At 52.8% G+C, this 18,024-nt stretch carries 20 protein-coding genes and 1 riboswitch; of the genes, 10 read left to right on the forward strand and 10 right to left on the reverse strand.

Translation table 11 applies throughout. The features are described 5' to 3' along the window. The 6 genes from Q8W24_RS07965 to pyk all read right to left on the reverse strand — a co-directional run bounded on the left by Q8W24_RS07965 (window position 1) and on the right by pyk (window position 4,787). Complete coding sequence (locus tag Q8W24_RS07965) at window positions 1-252, reverse strand: MoaD/ThiS family protein (protein WP_303434673.1); 252 nt, start codon at window positions 250-252, stop codon at window positions 1-3. Further along, on the reverse strand, window positions 249-764 hold the full coding sequence (gene moaC, locus Q8W24_RS07970) for a cyclic pyranopterin monophosphate synthase MoaC (protein WP_305451781.1): 516 nt from the start codon (window positions 762-764) through the stop codon (window positions 249-251). Before moaC ends, Q8W24_RS07965 begins: the two co-directional genes overlap by 4 nt. Before the next feature lie 21 nt (window positions 765-785). After that, a complete protein-coding gene (gene moaB, locus Q8W24_RS07975; RefSeq protein WP_303434671.1) occupies window positions 786-1,331 on the reverse strand; it encodes a molybdenum cofactor biosynthesis protein B in 546 nt (181 codons plus the stop codon). A 5-nt stretch (window positions 1,332-1,336) separates the two neighbouring features. Continuing rightward, a complete protein-coding gene (locus Q8W24_RS07980) occupies window positions 1,337-1,963 on the reverse strand; it encodes a molybdenum cofactor guanylyltransferase (protein WP_303434670.1) in 627 nt (208 codons plus the stop codon). A 30-nt stretch (window positions 1,964-1,993) separates the two neighbouring features. Continuing rightward, window positions 1,994-2,983 (reverse strand): GTP 3',8-cyclase MoaA, encoded by a 990-nt coding sequence (gene moaA, locus Q8W24_RS07985; RefSeq protein ID WP_305474976.1) that lies wholly within the window; start codon window positions 2,981-2,983, stop codon window positions 1,994-1,996. Further along, window positions 2,971-3,144: riboswitch (molybdenum cofactor riboswitch) on the reverse strand. Its footprint overlaps the gene before it by 13 nt. A gap of 206 nt (window positions 3,145-3,350) precedes the next feature. After that, complete coding sequence (gene pyk / locus Q8W24_RS07990) at window positions 3,351-4,787, reverse strand: pyruvate kinase (protein WP_303434520.1); 1,437 nt, start codon at window positions 4,785-4,787, stop codon at window positions 3,351-3,353. A gap of 519 nt (window positions 4,788-5,306) precedes the next feature. On the opposite strand from pyk, the gene Q8W24_RS07995 reads away from it, so the two are divergent. The 5 genes from Q8W24_RS07995 (at window position 5,307) to Q8W24_RS08015 (ending at window position 9,558) form a co-directional block, all read left to right on the forward strand. Then, window positions 5,307-6,665: an ammonium transporter gene (locus Q8W24_RS07995; RefSeq protein ID WP_303434519.1), complete on the forward strand. Its 1,359-nt coding sequence runs from the start codon at window positions 5,307-5,309 to the stop codon at window positions 6,663-6,665. 79 nt (window positions 6,666-6,744) lie between these two features. Then, window positions 6,745-6,915, forward strand: coding sequence for a hypothetical protein (locus Q8W24_RS08000; protein WP_303434518.1), 171 nt, complete (start codon window positions 6,745-6,747; stop codon window positions 6,913-6,915). A 171-nt stretch (window positions 6,916-7,086) separates the two neighbouring features. Further along, on the forward strand, window positions 7,087-8,478 hold the full coding sequence (locus Q8W24_RS08005) for an ethanolamine ammonia-lyase subunit EutB (RefSeq protein ID WP_305451779.1): 1,392 nt from the start codon (window positions 7,087-7,089) through the stop codon (window positions 8,476-8,478). A gap of 1 nt (window position 8,479) precedes the next feature. Further along, window positions 8,480-9,322: an ethanolamine ammonia-lyase subunit EutC gene (eutC, locus tag Q8W24_RS08010; protein ID WP_305415460.1), complete on the forward strand. Its 843-nt coding sequence runs from the start codon at window positions 8,480-8,482 to the stop codon at window positions 9,320-9,322. Window positions 9,323-9,357: 35 nt separating this feature from the next. Then, complete coding sequence (locus Q8W24_RS08015) at window positions 9,358-9,558, forward strand: hypothetical protein (RefSeq protein WP_303434515.1); 201 nt, start codon at window positions 9,358-9,360, stop codon at window positions 9,556-9,558. Here the strand turns inward: Q8W24_RS08015 and Q8W24_RS08020 are convergent. Further along, complete coding sequence (locus tag Q8W24_RS08020; RefSeq protein ID WP_303434514.1) at window positions 9,531-9,782, reverse strand: accessory factor UbiK family protein; 252 nt, start codon at window positions 9,780-9,782, stop codon at window positions 9,531-9,533. The two genes, Q8W24_RS08015 and Q8W24_RS08020, sit on opposite strands and share 28 nt — an antisense overlap. 326 nt (window positions 9,783-10,108) lie before the next feature. Here Q8W24_RS08020 and Q8W24_RS08025 point away from each other — a divergent pair, with 326 nt between their 5' ends. From Q8W24_RS08025 to Q8W24_RS08035, 3 genes are all read left to right on the forward strand, one after another. After that, window positions 10,109-10,771, forward strand: coding sequence for a TorF family putative porin (locus tag Q8W24_RS08025; RefSeq protein ID WP_303434513.1), 663 nt, complete (start codon window positions 10,109-10,111; stop codon window positions 10,769-10,771). 68 nt (window positions 10,772-10,839) lie between these two features. Beyond that, window positions 10,840-11,178 (forward strand): P-II family nitrogen regulator, encoded by a 339-nt coding sequence (gene glnK / locus Q8W24_RS08030; protein WP_303434512.1) that lies wholly within the window; start codon window positions 10,840-10,842, stop codon window positions 11,176-11,178. Window positions 11,179-11,232: 54 nt separating this feature from the next. Beyond that, complete coding sequence (locus Q8W24_RS08035) at window positions 11,233-12,501, forward strand: ammonium transporter (RefSeq protein ID WP_305415458.1); 1,269 nt, start codon at window positions 11,233-11,235, stop codon at window positions 12,499-12,501. A gap of 145 nt (window positions 12,502-12,646) precedes the next feature. Here Q8W24_RS08035 and Q8W24_RS08040 read toward each other — a convergent pair whose 3' ends face one another. Next, on the reverse strand, window positions 12,647-12,838 hold the full coding sequence (locus Q8W24_RS08040; protein WP_303434510.1) for a PA3496 family putative envelope integrity protein: 192 nt from the start codon (window positions 12,836-12,838) through the stop codon (window positions 12,647-12,649). A gap of 123 nt (window positions 12,839-12,961) precedes the next feature. Next, window positions 12,962-13,849 (reverse strand): MurR/RpiR family transcriptional regulator, encoded by an 888-nt coding sequence (locus Q8W24_RS08045; protein ID WP_303434509.1) that lies wholly within the window; start codon window positions 13,847-13,849, stop codon window positions 12,962-12,964. A 147-nt stretch (window positions 13,850-13,996) separates the two neighbouring features. On the opposite strand from Q8W24_RS08045, the gene uvrD reads away from it, so the two are divergent. Next, window positions 13,997-16,174, forward strand: a complete 2,178-nt coding sequence (gene uvrD, locus Q8W24_RS08050; protein ID WP_303434508.1) for a DNA helicase II — start codon at window positions 13,997-13,999, stop codon at window positions 16,172-16,174. A gap of 95 nt (window positions 16,175-16,269) precedes the next feature. Here the strand turns inward: uvrD and Q8W24_RS08055 are convergent, their stop codons facing one another. Continuing rightward, complete coding sequence (locus Q8W24_RS08055) at window positions 16,270-16,671, reverse strand: acyl-CoA thioesterase (RefSeq protein ID WP_303434507.1); 402 nt, start codon at window positions 16,669-16,671, stop codon at window positions 16,270-16,272. Between the two features lie 301 nt (window positions 16,672-16,972). On the opposite strand from Q8W24_RS08055, the gene Q8W24_RS08060 reads away from it, so the two are divergent. After that, window positions 16,973-18,013: a substrate-binding domain-containing protein gene (locus Q8W24_RS08060; RefSeq protein ID WP_303434506.1), complete on the forward strand. Its 1,041-nt coding sequence runs from the start codon at window positions 16,973-16,975 to the stop codon at window positions 18,011-18,013. The last annotated feature ends 11 nt before the right edge of the window (window positions 18,014-18,024 follow it).

Consider the following 18,024-nt stretch of genomic DNA (forward strand, 5'->3'; position numbering starts at 1 on the left):
TCAACCTCCCGTCATGGGCGGAAACAAGGCGACCTCATCGCCGCTATTGATCACCATGGTTTCATCATTACAAAGCGACTGGTTGATGGCGACCAGAGCCTGTCCGGCTGCGAGGGAGTCCGCGTGCTCGGTAAACTGCTGTTGCAGCGCCAGACGCATGGCCTGCACTGTGGTTGGTGCTGCCAGTGTCAGATTGATCGCTCCGGTACCAAGCTGGTCTCGCAAGCGGGCAAACAGTAATACCTGAATCATGGTGATACCTCCTGGGGGGCATCAACCTGCCAGTGACCGGTTTTGCCTCCGAGTTTTTCCAGCACCCGGATGCCACCGAGCGTCATGCCGGGGTCGACGGCCTTGCACATATCAAACAGGGTCAGGGCGGCGACACTGACGGCGGTAAGGGCTTCCATTTCGACGCCGGTTTGACCCGTGAGTTTGCAGTAGCTGGTAATGCGAATGCGGTTTTGTTCTGGCTGGGGGGCGAAATCGACGGCTACCTTGCTCAGCATCAGCGGATGACAAAGCGGAATCAGCTGGCTGGTCTGTTTGGCCGCCTGAATCCCGGCGATACGGGCAACGGCAAAGACGTCGCCCTTGTGGTGATCCCCGGCCAGAATTTGTTCCAGGGTAGCCGCCTGCATGGTGACAAAACCTTCGGCCCGGGCTTCCCGGACGGTTGGCTGTTTGTTGCTGACGTCGACCATATTGGCTTCGCCACGGGCGTTGACGTGGGAAAACCCGGTTACTTCGTTGGGTTCAGACATGGATAAATAGCCTCGTACGTATCAGCCGCGGCTGTCACACAGCTGGTTGGCGGTGTTTTTCAGGCGCAAGACAAAGTTGCAGGGCTTGAAACGGCTGTCCAGCTGGCTGGCAATAATCTCGTCCCAGGCGGTACGACAGGCATTGGTGGAACCCGGCATACAGAAAATCAGGGTGCTGTTGGCCAATCCGGCAACGGCCCGGCTCTGAATGGTGGAGGTGCCGATTTGCTGATAGGAAATATGGCGGAACAGTTCACCAAAACCGTCGATGGTCTGGTCAAACAGCGGAATCATGGCATCTGGTGTGGTGTCGCGTTCGGTGAAGCCGGTGCCACCGGTAATCAGTACCACCTGGGTGGTGGCGTCGGCTATCCAGTTAGAGACAGTGGCCCGCAGCAGGTATTTGTCATCAACGACAATGCGTTTGTCGGCCAGCTGGTGGCCGGCATCGGTCAGTTTGTCGATTAACAGTTTGCCGCTGGTGTCGTTTTCCTCGGTACGACTGTCGGAAACCGTTAGTACGGCAATGTTCAGCGGCATGAATTGATCGGTAAAAGTCTTGGACATCAGAGTTACTCGCGTTCGATAACGTTGGGATAAGCACCGACTTGCTGGCTGGCAAGCCATTCGTCATGGGTGTTGGTATTGGTCAGTGCGGTAGGATTGGCGGGTTGCAGAGACAAGGCCTGGCAAAAGCTCAGCAGCCCGCGGATCGATTTGTCGGCGGTCGCCAGCGTCAGCTGGTCTTCCAGATATTGCCGTACGTTGGCAGATAGTGGCAGGTACAGCGGTAGATATTCCTGCAGAAAATAAACGGCTCGATGATCACTATGGCCGGTAGTGAGCAGGTAACGCAGCGTGGGCAAGTCCATCAACGGCAGATCGACGGGCATCACCAGCAAGGCGGTTGCCTTGGGGCAGGCATTGGCAATGCTGAACAGTCCGGCCAGTGGGCCATCGTGGTGTTCGTCATTGACATCACAGACCACCAGGTGTTGCAGGTCGTCCGGGGTGGACAGGGAAGCATGGCGGCTGATAAACAGTTGTTGCAGCCCAAGCTGCTGCATCAGATCGACTTGGTGGTGCAGCAAGCTGGCATGTTCTCTGGCGGGAAGCATGGCCTTGTCTTGCCCCATGCGACGGGACGCCCCGCCTGCCAGAATCACCCCGATGGTTGTTGCCTTTGCGTGTGTATCCATATCGCCTCCGCTGTCGGGTTTATCCCGGTGTTAGCCACCCAGCATGGCAAAATGACGGGTAGCGCCCGTATTGCCGCTTTGCAGGTAATGGGTTTCGTCTTTCAGGCCCAGGCGCTGCTCCAGCTCTGCTACCAGCAGTTCGGGGTCTACGCCGGGCTGTAGTAGCGATCGTATGTCATAACCCTGTTCGCCAAACAGACAGAGATGCAATTTCCCCAGCGACGAAATACGCAGACGATTGCAGCTGGAACAAAAGTCTTTGCTATAGGGCATGATCAATCCCAGTTTGCCACGATAATCCGGATGGGAAAATTCTTCTGCCGGGCCATCATGCTGGTGGCGCATGGCGAGCTGCCAGCCGGTGTCTCGCAGCTGTTGCCGGATGGATTCGCCACTGACGTGATGCTCGGCAAAAAAGACCGGGTGATCACCAGTTTCCATCAGTTCGATAAAACGCAAGGTCACCGGGGTGTGTTTGATCCAGTCGAGAAACTGTTGCAAACGCTCGCTGTTAAAGCCACGCAACAACACGGCGTTGATTTTGACATCCAGCCCGAGGCTTAACGCCCGTTCCAGCCCCGCCATGATACGGTCGAGATGTGAGTAGCCCGTGATGGCGGCAAATTGCTGTGGGTCGAGGCTGTCGATGCTGAGATTCAGGCGTTGCAGGCCGGCTTGCTGCCAGTCGTCAACCTGGTCTGCCAGGCGGTAACCATTGGTAGTTAACGCCACTTGCTCGATGCCAGGTGTCTGGGCCGCCAGACTGATGATGTCGGTGAGGTCCTTGCGGACACTGGGTTCACCGCCGGTAATACGTATTTTACGGGTGCCAAGATGGGCAAAGGTTTGCAGCAGTGGTGTCATTTCTGCCAGCGTCAGTGGTTCTGGCTGATCGGTTTTCTGATAGCCATCGGGTAAACAGTAGTGGCAGCGAAAATTGCACACGTCGGTAATCGACAGGCGCAAATAGCTGAAGCGGCGACCATAACGGTCGCTCAGCTCGGGCTTGAAGCGGGTCATATACACCTTTCCAAATAAGGGAGGCCCAATGGTTTCCCATCGAACCCTGGTGGCTGGGGCGTTATGCCTTCAGGCGTCAGCCTGTGCCACGGCAGAGGCTTCATCACAGGATGGCTTGCCACCCTTGTCTTAGAAGCAACTGCTCGGCGTTTGTCAGCGCCCAGTGTAGGCGGTTTGAGTGCAAAAATGTAGCGACGCCCAATCAGGTTCAAAAAATATTGAATGACTGTTCAGAGTGGCGAGAATAGTGTGAGTCAAAGCAGTGCCATGACAGTGTTACAGGGTTGGGGTCAGGAGTGGGATCAGGAGTGGGATCAGGAGGGATGGAAAACACCCGGCCGGAGAGAGTACCCGGCCGGTGTCTGGGTCAGTCTACACGCACAATTTTCATGGTGTTGGTGCCGCCCTGGGCGTTGAGATAATCACCCCGGGTAATCACAACGTAATCGCCGCTGCTGATTTCACCCGATTCTTTCAGGATGGCGATGGCAGAGGGGTTGATGGCATCCGGTTCCAGCTGGTCGGCGTAGAATGGCACGGTTTGCACACCACGATACAGTGCCACCCGGGATTGGGTATCTTCCCGGCGACAGAAGGCAAAGATCGGCAGGGCTGAACGCAGTCGCGACATCAGGCGTGGTGTTGCACCGGTTTCGGTCAGCGAGATAATTGCGGTCACGCCAACCAGGTGATTGGCGGCATACATGGCCGACAGTGCGATGGTCTCTTCGATGCTGTGCATGTCTTCATACAGACGATGCTTGGAACGTTTGGCCAATGGGTGACGCTCAGCTCCCATAATAATGCGGGTCATGGCGGCAACGGCTTCAACCGGGTAGTCACCGGCAGCAGTTTCGGCTGACAGCATAACGGCATCGGTGTAGTCGAGAACGGCGTTGGCAACGTCAGAGACTTCAGCGCGGGTTGGCATTGGGCTGTCGATCATGGATTCCATCATCTGGGTCGCCGTGATCACCGGCTTGTTCAGCTGACGGGAGCGGGAGATGATTTTTTTCTGTACGCCGACCAGTTCGGCATCACCGATTTCTACGGCCAGGTCGCCACGAGCCACCATAACGGCATCGGAAGCGCGAATAATGCCATCCAGTACGGCATCGTCGGCAACACATTCTGCCCGTTCAATCTTGGAGACCAGCCCGGCATGACCACCTGCGGCCGTCAGTAGCTCGCGAGCTTCGATCATGTCGTGTTCGTCACGGGGGAAAGAAACGGCGAGGTAATCGACCAGCAGTTCTGAAGCCAGCTTGATGTCAACCTTGTCCTTGTCGGTCAGGGCTTTGGCGGACAGGCCACCCCCCAGTCGGTTGATGCCCTTGTTGTTCGACAACCAGCCACCAATACGAACACGGGTGTTCAGCTTTGAAGGAAAGGTTTCGGTGACTTCCAGTTCAACACGGCCATCATCCAGCAGCAGGATATCGCCCACGTGGGCATCTTCGATCAGTGCTTTATAGTCGATGCCGACCTGTTCTTTATTACCGGCGTCACGGTCGAGAGTGGCGTCCAGTACAAAGGATTGGCCAACATCCAGATGGACTTTTTGTTCAGCAAAACGGGATATGCGGATTTTCGGGCCTTGCAGATCACCCAGGATGGCGACGTGACGTCCCAGTTTTTTGGCTGCTCGTCGCACCATGGCGGCACGGTCGCGGTGATCGTCAGCGTCACCATGGGAGAAATTGAGACGGAATACATCAGCGCCCGCTTCGATCAGTTGTTCGATTTTTTCATCGGTGTTGGTAGCGGGCCCAAGGGTGGCCACAATTTTGGTGCGTCTTAACATGAAGAATCTCCTGGCGGACGGTGGAGTGCAGGGTGTGATACGAAAGTATTATCTACCAAGCATGAGACGGAGTCTTTACACATGGGTAACAACGGCTGGAATTTCTGTTGTTTCCCTGATTTGGCGTGACCTTATCCTGAGTACTTGTGACTGCTGGGCAGAAAAATAGGCGTTGCTCTGTCGCAGGGCGTTTTCGGGAGGTTTTTGCCTGTTTTTGGTGCGCGCAACACCATGCGCCGATTGTGTTGGCAAACAAAATCGGTCTCGATCTCAATGCCAGGCCAAACAGGTGTTGGCAATGTGGACATTGATTGCAAGCTTATACCTCTATCTACCCATTCTAAAGCGGACAAATCTGTCATTGTCTGAATATTTGAACTTGCGACAGGCTTGGCACCGGCCATGCAATATTCCCTCTGAGAATATTTTTGTCTGGTCAGTATTCCCGTACCCAGTACGACCCTGACCAGTCTGAATTGGTTTAGCTAAAAACTTACTCAATCAGAGAGGGGAAATCCCATGACTCCAGAAGAATTGGAAGCCTTTAAAGCGGCTTTCGAAATGCATCAGGCGATGAATGTCGAGGTGTTCTATTGGTGGTGTACTGCCATCATGTTCATGATCCACGCCGGTTTCCTTGCGTATGAAATTGGTGCGTCGCGCGTCAAAAACGCGTTGGCATCCGGTATGAAAAATATTCTGACTTTGGCCGTTGTTGTGCCTACTTTCTACTTCTTCGGCTGGTGGATCTATAACGCATTCCCTGGTGGTCTGATTCCTATTGATGCTTCTGGTGCCCTGCCATGGGCTGCCAGTATGGGTCCTGATGTCTCTGATATGGGCACTGGTATCTTCTGGGCTGCTTTCGCCATGTTTGGTGCCACAACCGGTTCCATTCTGTCGGGTGCGGTGATCGAGCGTATTCGCATGAGTGCGTACCTGATTCTGACCATTGTGGTGGGTTCTGGTGTCTGGATTCTGGCCGGTGCCTGGGGATGGCATCCTGATGGCTGGTTGCTGCTGGATCTGGGCTACCACGATGTGGGTGCATCAGGTGTGGTTCACGCCATCGCCGGTTTCTTTGCGCTGGGTGTGCTGATCAATCTGGGGCCTCGTTTGGGCAAATTCGTCGACGGCAAGGCGATGGCCATTGTGCCTCACAACCTGCCAATGGCGTTGATTGGTCTGATGATGATTATTGTCGGCTTCTTTGGCTTCCTGGGTGGCTGCATCATCTTTAACGGTGGTGAAACTGGCTGGACAACTATTTACGGTAACCCAACCAACTTGTCTGCTTTTGCATTCAACACACTGATGGGTTTTGCCGGTGGCGTGATTGGTGCTTATCTGTCTTCTCGTGAGCCGTTCATGACCATGTCCGGTGGCCTGGCTGGCATCATTACTGTTGCGGCCGGTCTGGATCTTTACTATCCGGGACTGACCTTCTTCTTGGCGGTTGTTGGTGGTATTTCCATGCCAATCGTTGGCAAGTTCGTTGAGAAGTGCGGTATCGATGACGCAGTTGGCGCGGTAGCGGTACACGGCTGGTGTGGCTTCCTGGGTGTGGTTCTGGTTGGTGTCTTCGCCTCCGGTTACCCAAGTGTTCCAGAAGGTGCTCCAGACATTACTTTCTTCGGTCAGCTGTTGGGCGCCGTGGTTATGTGTGTCACTGGTTTTGTACCTGGCTATGGCATCTCCTTGCTGTTGAAGAAAATGAACATGCTGCGTGTTCCTGCCAAGGCAGAAGCTGCAGGTCTGGATCTGGTTGAAATTCCAGCCATTCCTTACCCAGAGCGTGTGCCTTCCCGCGACATCATTGAAGGTACTGTTCCTGCGGATGCCGCTGGTCTGCCTGCGAATGGTGTGCTGGGTAGCTGATCGACCGCTTGATTCTCAAACGGGCGGGGCGCTGCTGCCCCGCTTGTCTTAACTTGCTGTTAGTAAAGAGGAATACATTATGGATACTTCACCGATTGATAGCTGGGAAGGCGTAGGCGCTTACTTTACCTTCGCAGACCAACCTGGCGTTGTGGCTTTTCTGTGTGGTTTGGCTGTCGTAACCTTTGTTGGTTTTATGTACGCCCTGATCAAGCACGAGAACGACGCGTTTGATAAGCACGAAGGCTGATTCGTCAGTCTGCATGACGGAAGCGTCCGTTACATCCGACTTGTACGCCCGGCTTGTTCCGGGCGCTTTCTGTTTATCCCTTTGGGAATGTACAACGGATTCCGGTGGTACTGACAAGAGCGACAGCAACCCGGCGCTGGAATCCATTATCTTTGGCAAAGGCCCGTCGATATGAGTTATCAGATTTCACTTGGCCAGAAAAGCTGGCAATTTAATGACCTGAAAAGCTTGCTGGCAAAAGCATCACCGTTGCGTTCTGGGGATTGCCTGGCGGGTGTGGCTGCTCTGGATGAGCAGGAACGGGTCGCTGCACAATTGGCGTTGGCTGATGTGCCGCTCAAAACTTTCCTGAATGAACTGGTGATTCCTTACGAAGCCGATGAGATATCCCGACTGATTATTGACCGGCATGATGCCTTGGCCTTTGCGCCGATCGCGCATTTGACGGTAGGGGATTTCCGTAACTGGTTGTTGAGTGAACAAGCCTCAACCGCGATGCTGGCACGTATTGCACCGGGTGTGACGCCGGAAATGGCTGCCGCGGTGAGCAAGATCATGCGACTGCAGGATCTGGTGCTGGTGGCTTCCAAATGTCAGGTGGTCACCCGGTTTCGTAATACCATTGGCTTGCCGGGCCGCATGTCGACACGGTTACAGCCCAATCACCCGACCGATGATCCGGCCGGTGTTGCCGCCTCTGTTCTGGATGGCTTGCTGTATGGCAGTGGTGATGCGGTCATTGGCATTAACCCGGCCAGCGACAATACCGAAGCGGTGATCACCCTGATGAAAATGCTGGATGATGTGATTCAGCATTACGATATTCCTACCCAGAGCTGTGTCCTGACACACGTGACCACCCATATTGAAGCGATAAACCGGGGTGCTCCGGTCGATCTGATTTTCCAGTCCATTGCCGGTACCGAGAAAGCCAACGACAGTTTTGGCATCAATCTGGCTTTACTCAAAGAAGCTTACGCTGCCGGACAAACCCTGGGGCGTGGCAGTGTTGGCCAGAATTGCATGTATTTTGAAACCGGACAGGGCAGTGCCCTGTCCGCCGATGCCAATTTTGGTCTGGATCAACAAACCTGTGAAACCCGTGCCTATGCCGTTGCCCGGGAATTCAAACCGCTGTTGGTGAATACCGTGGTTGGGTTTATTGGCCCTGAATACTTATACAACGGTAAACAGATTATTCGGGCGGGTCTGGAAGATCATTTTTGCGGCAAGCTGATGGGTGTTCCGATGGGTTGCGACATTTGTTACACCAATCACGCGGAAGCTGATCAGGATGATATGGATGCGTTGCTCACCCTGTTCGCCGCCGCTGGCGGTAGCTTTATTATGGGTATTCCTGGTTCGGACGACATCATGCTGAATTATCAGACGACGTCGTTCCATGATGCCTTGTATGCCCGTGAATTATTGGGTTTGAAACCGGCACCGGAGTTTGAAGCCTGGCTGCAGACCATTGGTATTTTTGATCAACAGAATCATCTGGCGTATGGCAACCAGTCTCTGCCGGCACCGTTTGAACATGTGATCCGGGGAGGTCACTGATATGGCTGATAAACCCGATACCATTCTGGTAGAAAACCCATGGCAGACCTTGCGTGAATACACCGATGCCCGCATTGGTCTCGGCCGGGCAGGGATCAGTTTACCGACCCGGGCACATCTGGAGTTTCAGCTGGCCCATGCCAGAGCCAGGGATGCCGTGCATCTGCCGCTGGGTTTTGTGCAGTTGCAACAGGATCTGGAACAGGTGCTGGCGCAAGCCGGATTGCCGGGGCCGGTCTTGAAGCTGGCCAGTCAGGCCGATGGACGGCCGCAGTATTTACAACGACCCGATTACGGTCGCCAGCTTTCATCAAGTAGCCAGGAAGCACTGACACAGTGGATGGCAGACAGTCCTCCGGCCGCTTTTGATATTGCTGTGGTGGTGGCTGATGGCTTGTCATCATTGGCGGTGCAGCGGCATGCCGCCCCGATGTTGGACTGCTTGCTGACATCACTGGCTGATACTTCATTGAAGGTGGGGCCGGTTGTCATGGTGGAACAAGGGCGAGTAGCCATTGGCGACCCGATTGGTGAAACCCTCAAGGCCAGGATGCTGGTGATGTTGATTGGTGAGCGGCCAGGATTAAGCTCGCCAGACTCGCTGGGCATTTATTTCACGTGGGAGCCTGCCAGCGGCAAGCACGATGCAAATCGTAACTGTATCTCCAATGTGCGCCACGAAGGACTGCGTTATGAAGAGGCGACTCATAAATTGATGTATCTGCTGTTGGAGGCTGACCGCCGGGCGTTGTCCGGGGTGGCCCTGAAAGATGAATCAGACAATGGTCAGCCGTCGCTGGCCAGCAAGTCGGGCAATTTGCTCTTGAAAACACCCAACACCTAATGACGTTATTTGCTGCTATTTGATGGAGAAACACTATGAATAAACTGCAACTTGTTCTTAAGCGGACACTTTTTTATCCCAGTTTCCTGATGCTTTCTAGTGGCTTTTTCTTGCTGGAATTTCGTGGCCTCACCGCCATTGCTACCGCTGCCGGGTTGGCTCTGGGTTTACACCTGGCGGTGAATGGCTATGACGTCTGGAAAGAGCGTCAGGCGTCCTTATCATCAGAAGGCTGAGCTTCCAGTTTGGCAAGCCGGTTTTCCAGAGTGGCCAGTAGTGCGCGGTATTCTTCCAGAACGCGCTGCTGGGCATCAAATTCTTTTCGTGTGACCAAATCGGCACTACTGAACAGCAACTGCAGCTGGGATGCCATATTCTTGTGCGCTTCTTGTGAGAGGGATGCAAAGGGTGACTGTGCCAGTAACTGTTCGATTTTAAAGCGTATTTCATCTGCATTCATTTTTTGGCTCTCATTGCGTGGGTTGTTGTTGCGCCATTGAGGGGCTTTAAGGGCTTATTGGCACCAATCTGGAGCCAAGTGTTTTTTAAAGGTGGTAAAAATTGATGCATTTTGTTTATTCGCGCACAAAATTGGAGCGATCAGGATCTCTGGATCCTGAAGATTATATCAGGAAAGCCGCTAATATCGGGGGTTTTCAAAGTTGGCACGGTCACTGCTAACTCTCTCTCACAGAATTACAACGATGCTCAAGGTGCAGTTCCTGGCCCCAAAGCATCGAACATGTTTAATGACTAGCTTCGCTAACCGATGAAGGAAAAAAAACGATGAAAAAACTGTCTCAAGCAATCGTTCTCGCTGGTGCCATGACGGCAGGACTGACTGCTGTTCAAACTGCTCAAGCAGAAATCTCTGCATCTGTTGATCTGGCCAGCGTGTACTTGTGGCACGGTCAGGATCTGGGCGGCGGCGCTCCTGTTGTTTCCGGTTCTTTGGATTACAGCCACGAGTCTGGCTTGTACGCTGGTGTTTGGACTTCTTCAGGTGATACCAGCCTGGGTACAGAAACTGACCTGTACATTGGTTATGCTGGTGCCGTTGGTGATCTGGGTTACGACATTGGTTACGCAACTTACCTGTACCCAGAAACAGATGAATACGATCAATTCGACGATTCTGCCAACTTCTCTCTGGGCTTCTCTTACAGCATGGCCAGCATTCGCTTCGATAAAAGCAGCGATTCCGATGCTGATGGTTTCTACTTCGTAGTAGGTGCTGATATTCCTGACACGTCTTTCTCCGCTTCTCTGGGTGGCGAAGTCGATAAAGGCAATGACTTCATGCACCTTGACGTAACTTACGCTTACAACGATACCGTTGCTTTCACTATCTCGAAAATCCTGGATCAGGACATCGAGATGAATGAAGCCGGTCACATCGATGAGTCTGCAAAATACGTTGTGTCTTACAGCCTGCCTATCGAGATGTAAAAAGCATACAATGGCCTGTGCCCTCGCATAGGCCATTCCCATCCCTTTAGCTCAAAAAGGAGTTTTCTATGAAGCTCATTACTGCTGTTGTGAAGCCATTCAAGCTGGACGATGTGCGTGAAGCATTGTCCGAGATCGGCGTACAAGGCATCACTGTTACCGAAGTCAAAGGTTTTGGTCGTCAGAAAGGACACACCGAGTTGTATCGTGGTGCCGAGTATGTGGTTGATTTCCTGCCTAAAGTAAAAATAGAAGTAGCGGTTGATGATGACCTGACTGACAAGGTTATTGAAGCGATCACCAAGGCTGCCAACACTGGCAAAATTGGCGATGGCAAGATTTTTGTTACAACTCTGGAGCAGGTTGTTCGTATTCGTACTGGTGAAACCGGTGCCGACGCGCTCTGATCCTTTTCAGTTCTAACTAATAGATAAAATCTGGCCTGATGCGGGGGGCTTAGAATGGAAAATAATATTTACGAATTGCAGTACGCCATGGATACCTTTTATTTCCTGGTATGTGGCGCGTTGGTTATGTGGATGGCTGCTGGCTTTTCCATGCTGGAAGCAGGTCTGGTTCGTGCCAAAAACACAACTGAAATCCTGACCAAAAACATCGCGTTGTTTGCAATCGCTTGTACCATGTATCTGGTTTGCGGTTATGAATTGATGTACGGCGGTGGTTACTTCCTGGCTGGTATTGCAGATGTCGATACAGCCGCTGTACTGGGTGATTTTGCAGCACGTGAAGACGGTTTCCAGGGTGGTTCAATCTACTCCGGTGCGTCTGACTTCTTTTTCCAGGTTGTGTTCGTAGCTACCGCCATGTCGATTGTATCTGGTGCGGTTGCTGAGCGCATGAAGCTGGGTGCTTTCTTGGTTTTCGCTGTCATTATGACTGGCTTCATCTATCCGATGGAAGGCAGCTGGACTTGGGGCGGTGCGTCCGTCTTCGGTATGTTCAGCCTGGGCGATGACTTCGGTTTCTCTGACTTTGCCGGTTCCGGTATTGTTCACATGGCAGGTGCTGCTGCAGCTCTGGCTGGTGTGATACTGCTGGGTGCACGTAAAGGCAAGTACGGTGCAAACGGTGAAATCCGTGCAATCCCTGGCGCTAACCTGCCACTGGCTACACTGGGTTGTTTCATCCTGTGGATGGGCTGGTTCGGTTTCAACGGTGGTTCTGTTCTGAAACTGGGCGATATCGCCAATGCCAATGCGGTTGCTGTTGTGTTCACTAACACAAATGCTGCGGCTGCTGGTGGTCTGATTGGTGCCTTGTTGCTGGCTTATGTGTTGTTCCGCAAAGCGGATCTGACCATGTGTCTGAACGGTGCACTGGCTGGCCTGGTAGCAATTACTGCTGAGCCTTCTACGCCGACGCCTTTCGCTGCAACCATCATCGGCTTTATCGGTGGTCTGATTGTTGTTGTCTCCATCCTGACTCTCGACAAAATGAAGATTGATGATCCGGTTGGCGCGATCTCTGTTCACGGTGTTGTTGGTCTGTTTGGTCTGATCGTTGTTCCGTTCACTAATGACGGCGCTTCTATCGGTGGCCAGCTGATGGGTGCAATCACTATCTTCGTCTGGGTCTTTATCACATCACTGATCGCTTGGGGCGCTATCAAAGCCGTCATGGGTCTGCGTGTGAGCGAAGAAGCTGAATACGAAGGTGTTGATATTTCAGAATGTGGTATGGAAGCGTACCCTGAATTTACTGGCAAGTAAGTTCGTCTGAGACAGTAATCTGCGGTAACGGATTCCCGCTAAAAACCCGGCAATGATTTGCCGGGTTTTTTTATGTCTGTTATTTGGGTTACTGATCAATGTAGCGACAGAGTGTTACTGGTCGGGCTGGCAAAATAACAAGAGTTTAGAGGTCGAGCAGGTTGTCGTAGTAGCGGTCAAAGTCCTGTTCCAGATGCTTGCGTTCGCTATGGGCTTCAATTGCCCGCCGGGCAATGACTTTGGAAGACACCTTGCTGGTCTTGTTAACAACGACCTTGCCCTGACTATCAAACGTCACAACCTGTTCATGAGATTCAAGTTTGGTTATTGCTGACATCGTCACTCTCCTTGGATTGATTTGGCTATGACGATGTTTGATGCTCGAAGTTGCATTCCAATGACAGTGACAAGACAGATTGATGTTTCCATGACCTAGTTGCTGCTGCGGGCAGGTGAGAGGCTAGCGGGTGATGTTTTTGGGATCAAACGGCTCGTTGCCCTGCTCCAATCGTAGCGATTTGATGCTGCGCTTGATGTTGGTGAGGTGGCGGGCAAATTCAGGGCCGCGACGCTGGGTAACAGCAACCGCCAGCATGTCGATCACCATCAGGTGAGCAATGCGGGATGTCATTGGCGTAAACTGATCGGTATCTTCTTCAATATTGATATGAATCGGATAGTCGGCCTGTTTGCTGACCGCAGTATTGGCGGGTGCCAGGCTCACTACCTTGGCGCCATGATGCTGGGCCAGGGCAATCGAGTTAAGCAAATCCTTGGTGCGACCACTTTGGGAAATGGCCACTGCGACATCTTCAGGCCCGAGGGTGACCGCAGACATGGCTTGCATATGCGGGTCACTGTAGGCTGCGGTGGCCACCTGAAGACGGAAAAACTTGTGCTGGGCATCGATCGCTACCGCACCGGAGGCACCATAGCCGTAGAATTCGACTCGGGTTGCCATGCTGATGGCATTGGCGGCGACGCCAACCTGCTCAGGCTTCAGTTGTGATTTGACCTGATGCAGCCGCTGAATGGTGGTATCGGCAATTTTGCTGCAAATATTGTCGATGCTGTCGTCTGTGGCGATAGCAAATTGACCAATATTGTTGGTGATGGCCATTTCCTGAGCCACTCGCACCTTGAATTCCTGAAAACTGTTGCAGCCGATGCCCCGGCAAAAGCGCACAATCGTTGGCTCGCTGACCTGGGCTTCTTGAGCCAGATCGACGATGCGCATATGCATCACTTGCTGTGGCGACCGCAGTACGTATTCAGCCACCTTGACTTCAGATTTACGTAAGTTGGGGATGGCTGCGGATATTTCGGCCAGAATCGGGCTATTTCTCACTCTAATGAGTCCGAATAATTAAAATTTGGTCACGGATTATAGAGTGCCTCACTGTCATCGTCCTGTTAAATCTCCCGCTGTACGGATAAACAGGGTGATTGTCGATCAGAATCTGCCGTGACGGTTGCAATCTGGTAAACTCGCGACATGGATACTTCACTGATAATTGATCAATTAAATGACGGCCAGCGCAACGCGGTGGCTGCCCAATCTCCTCACCAGCTGGTATTGGCCGGTGCCGGCTCGGGTAAAACACGGGTATTGGTGCACCGGATTGCCTGGTTGCTCAAGGTGGAAAACGTCTCACCCTTTGCTGTGCTGGCGGTAACCTTTACCAACAAGGCGGCCAGGGAAATGCGTGGCCGGCTGGAGCAACTGCTGGATGTACCTGCCAGTGGCATGTGGGTCGGTACCTTTCACGGCCTGGCGCATCGATTGCTGAAGCATCACTGGCGTGAAGCCCGCTTGCCCCAGTACTTCCAGATTCTGGATAGCGATGACCAGTTGCGCCTGATCAAGCGACTGATGAAAGCCAACAACATCGACGACAGTCGTTACCCGCCAAGACAATTGCAGTGGTTTATCAACGAACAGAAAGACGAAGGGCGCCGTGCGGCGCATGTTATCCCGTCGGCCGATAACTTTACTCGCACCCTGCAGCAGTTTTATCAAATCTATGAAGACAACTGTCAGCAAAATGGCATGGTCGATTTTGGTGAAATCCTGCTGCGTGCCCACGAGCTCTGGTTGCATAACCCCGATTTGCTGCAACATTACCAGCAACGCTTCAGCCATATTCTGGTGGACGAATTCCAGGATACCAACAATATCCAATATGCCTGGATTCGTTTGCTGGCCGGTAACACCGTATCAGTTATGGCAGTGGGGGATGACGATCAGTCGATTTACGGCTGGCGTGGCGCGAATGTAGGCAATATCCGCAACTTCCAACAGGACTTTGCGGGTGCAGAAATGATCAAGCTGGAGCAAAACTACCGCTCCACGGCGACGATTCTGGATGCTGCCAATGCCGTCATCAAGAACAACAGTGGCCGCCTGGGCAAGGAGTTACATACCACCGGTGCCAAGGGTGATCCGATTCGTCTGTACCGTGCGTTTAATGAGCAGGACGAAGCACGTTATATCGCCGATCTGGTGGATGTCTGGGCCAAGCAGGGGCGTGCCCGGGTCGATATGGCCATTCTCTATCGCTCCAATGCGCAATCCAGAACGCTGGAAGAAGCCATGCTGCGGGCAGGGATTCCGTATCGCATCTATGGTGGCCAGCGTTTTTACGAGCGTCTGGAAATCAAGAACGCCATGGCCTATCTGCGCTTGCTGCTCAACCGCCAGGATGATGCAGCCATTGAGCGGGTGATTAATATTCCAGCCCGGGCCATTGGCGAAAAAACCCTCGATACCTTGCGCTCAGTGGCGCGGGATCAGGGTTGTTCACTGTGGGATGCCTGTGCTTCGGTGGTAGCGGCCGGCGGCCTGTCAAAACGGGCTGGTACGGCTGTCGCTGGTTTTATGACGCTGGTTGATGAAATGAGTGTCGGCATTGACGACCTTGAATTGCATGAGCTGGTGGAGCAGGTACTTGCCCAAACCAACCTGATTGAGCATCACCGCAAGGAAAAAGGTGAGAAAGGCCAGGCCCGAGTCGAAAACCTGGAAGAGCTGGTGAATGCCGCCAAGGTGTTTGAAGGTGGTGATGATGAGGATATCAGCCTGTTGGCGCAGTTCCTCGATAGCGCCGCGCTGGATGCCGGAGAGGGGCAGGCGGATGAACATGAAGATGCGGTGCAGATGATGACGCTGCACTCTGCCAAAGGACTGGAGTTTCCCCAGGTGGTATTAACCGGTCTGGAAGATGGCTTGTTTCCTCACAAGATGTCGATGGATGATGCCGATGGACTGGAAGAAGAACGGCGTCTGGCTTACGTCGGTATCACCCGGGCGATGGATCAGTTGGTGATCACATACGCCGAGAGCCGACGTTTGCATGGGCAAGAAAATTTTAGTACTCCTTCGCGATTTATTCGTGAAATCCCGACAGAACTGATGGATGAAGTGCGTTTGAAAAATACAGTATCACGACCTCTGAGTGCCCGACGATCAAGAACGGGGAATCACAGACTGCAAGCAGATATATCGGCGGACTGGCCTTTTGGCCTGAGCAGTCGGGTCTACCATGAGATGTTTGGGGAAGGCACGGTAATGCAGTTCGAAGGCCAGGGGCCGGGGTTGCGGGTACAGGTGAACTTTGAAGATGTCGGCAGCAAATGGCTGGTGCTCAGTTTTGCCAAGTTACAGGCGCTGTAGACATTGATACAACTGGCGGCTGACCGGTCTGGTGTGACGAGGCCGGTCAGGCTGCTGCATACGTTGCTCTGGAATCGAGGAGCGACGAATCCTGGTCAGCGAGGGACCCGGCGAATACGCCCGGTGTCATCAATGGCCACATAAACAAAGACGGCATCCACGACCTTTCTGCGCTCGTTTTCATTCGGGTTCTGGGTCCATACTTCGATGCCAATCCGGATCGACGATGAGCCGATCTCCAGCACGCGGGTATAAAAACACACCGCCGCTCCGATACGTATCGGAGACATAAAGACAACGGATTCCAGCGCCACATTGGCAATACGCCCCTGGGCCAGACGATTGGCAACGGTTTCGGCCGCGTGGTCCATTTGTGCGACGACCCAACCACCACTGATATCCCCATGAGTATTGGTGTCACCTCTTGACGGGATCAGCCGTAACGTCAGTTCTCCATCCGGTTTCGGCTCACAATCGTCTTTTGGTCTGGCTTTCATAGGGATTCCTGATTTTGAAATTATTTTTAGGAAGTTTACTTCTTTTTTAGCGCGGGCAATACAGACGCACTCGAGATCAATGATGTCAAAAAATATTTAAGACAATACGACAAAAGTAATGCCTCGACCGGGGTATGACTGTTCTGTTGTCTGGTAAAAAAAAGGCCCCTGTAACCAAAATGCAACATATTTGTAATAAACAAGGGGGCGTCACGTAGATGTAACACAGCTCCGGGACAATTCCTCCTTTCGACAACGATTTGCCTGCTGGACATCATCAGGTCACATTGAAGGATATCGCATGAAACATTCTCTCGCTGCCGGTGTGGTTTTATTGGCATCAGTTTTCAGCCAAAGTGCTTTTGCTGAGCGTAATTACATCAGCATAGTCGGTTCATCGACGGTTTATCCATTTTCTACAGTTGTTGCTGAACGTTTTGGCAAATCGAGCAAGTTTCGTACTCCTAAAGTTGAATCCACGGGTTCTGGTGGTGGTTTGAAGTTGTTTTGTAGCGGTGTTGGCGACACAACCCCTGACATTACGAACTCATCGCGCCGTATCAAGGCATCCGAGGTTGCGCTGTGCGCAAAAAATGGCGTTAAAGAGATCGTTGAAGTGACCATCGGCTTTGACGGTATTGTGTTTGCCAATGCCGCCGAACACGCCCAGGCTTCCTTTTCTACCAAGGAAATCTTCCTGGCACTGGCCAAAATGGTACCGGCTGCGAATGGCTCGGAAAAACTGATCGCCAACCCTTATAAAACCTGGCAGCAAATAAATCCTGCTCTGGATAACACGCCAATCAAGGTACTGGGGCCGCCACCGACATCCGGTACCCGTGATGCGTTTGTGGAGCTGGCGATGGAAGGGGGTTGTTCTGCCTTCCCGTTTATCAAGGCGCTGAAAAAATCCGATCCAGACAAATACAAGGCCATTTGCCACGGTCTGCGTGAAGATGGTGGCTACGTTGAAGCCGGTGAAAACGATAACCTGATTGTTCAGAAACTGGCGGCCAGCCCGGATTCCTACGGTATTTTTGGCTACAGCTTCCTGGAACAGAATGAAGACAAGGTTCAGGGCTCCCTGATTGATGGGATTGAACCAACCTTCGACAATATTTCCAGTAGTGAGTATCCGGTCAGTCGGTCACTGCACTTTTATGTTAAAAAAGCCCACGTAGGGGTGATTCCGGGGATTGAAGAATTTCTGGCTGAGTTCACCTCCTCGCGTGCCATTGGTGAAGATGGCTATCTCGCCGACAAAGGCATGATTCCGATGGATGAATCCCGTCGCCGGGCCATGGCTGCGGATGTCAAGGCACTGACCCTGCTGGGTCAGTAAGCCTGAATGCA

Source organism: Oceanobacter sp. 4_MG-2023 (assembly GCF_030689165.1).
Taxonomy (GTDB): domain Bacteria; phylum Pseudomonadota; class Gammaproteobacteria; order Pseudomonadales; family Oceanobacteraceae; genus Oceanobacter.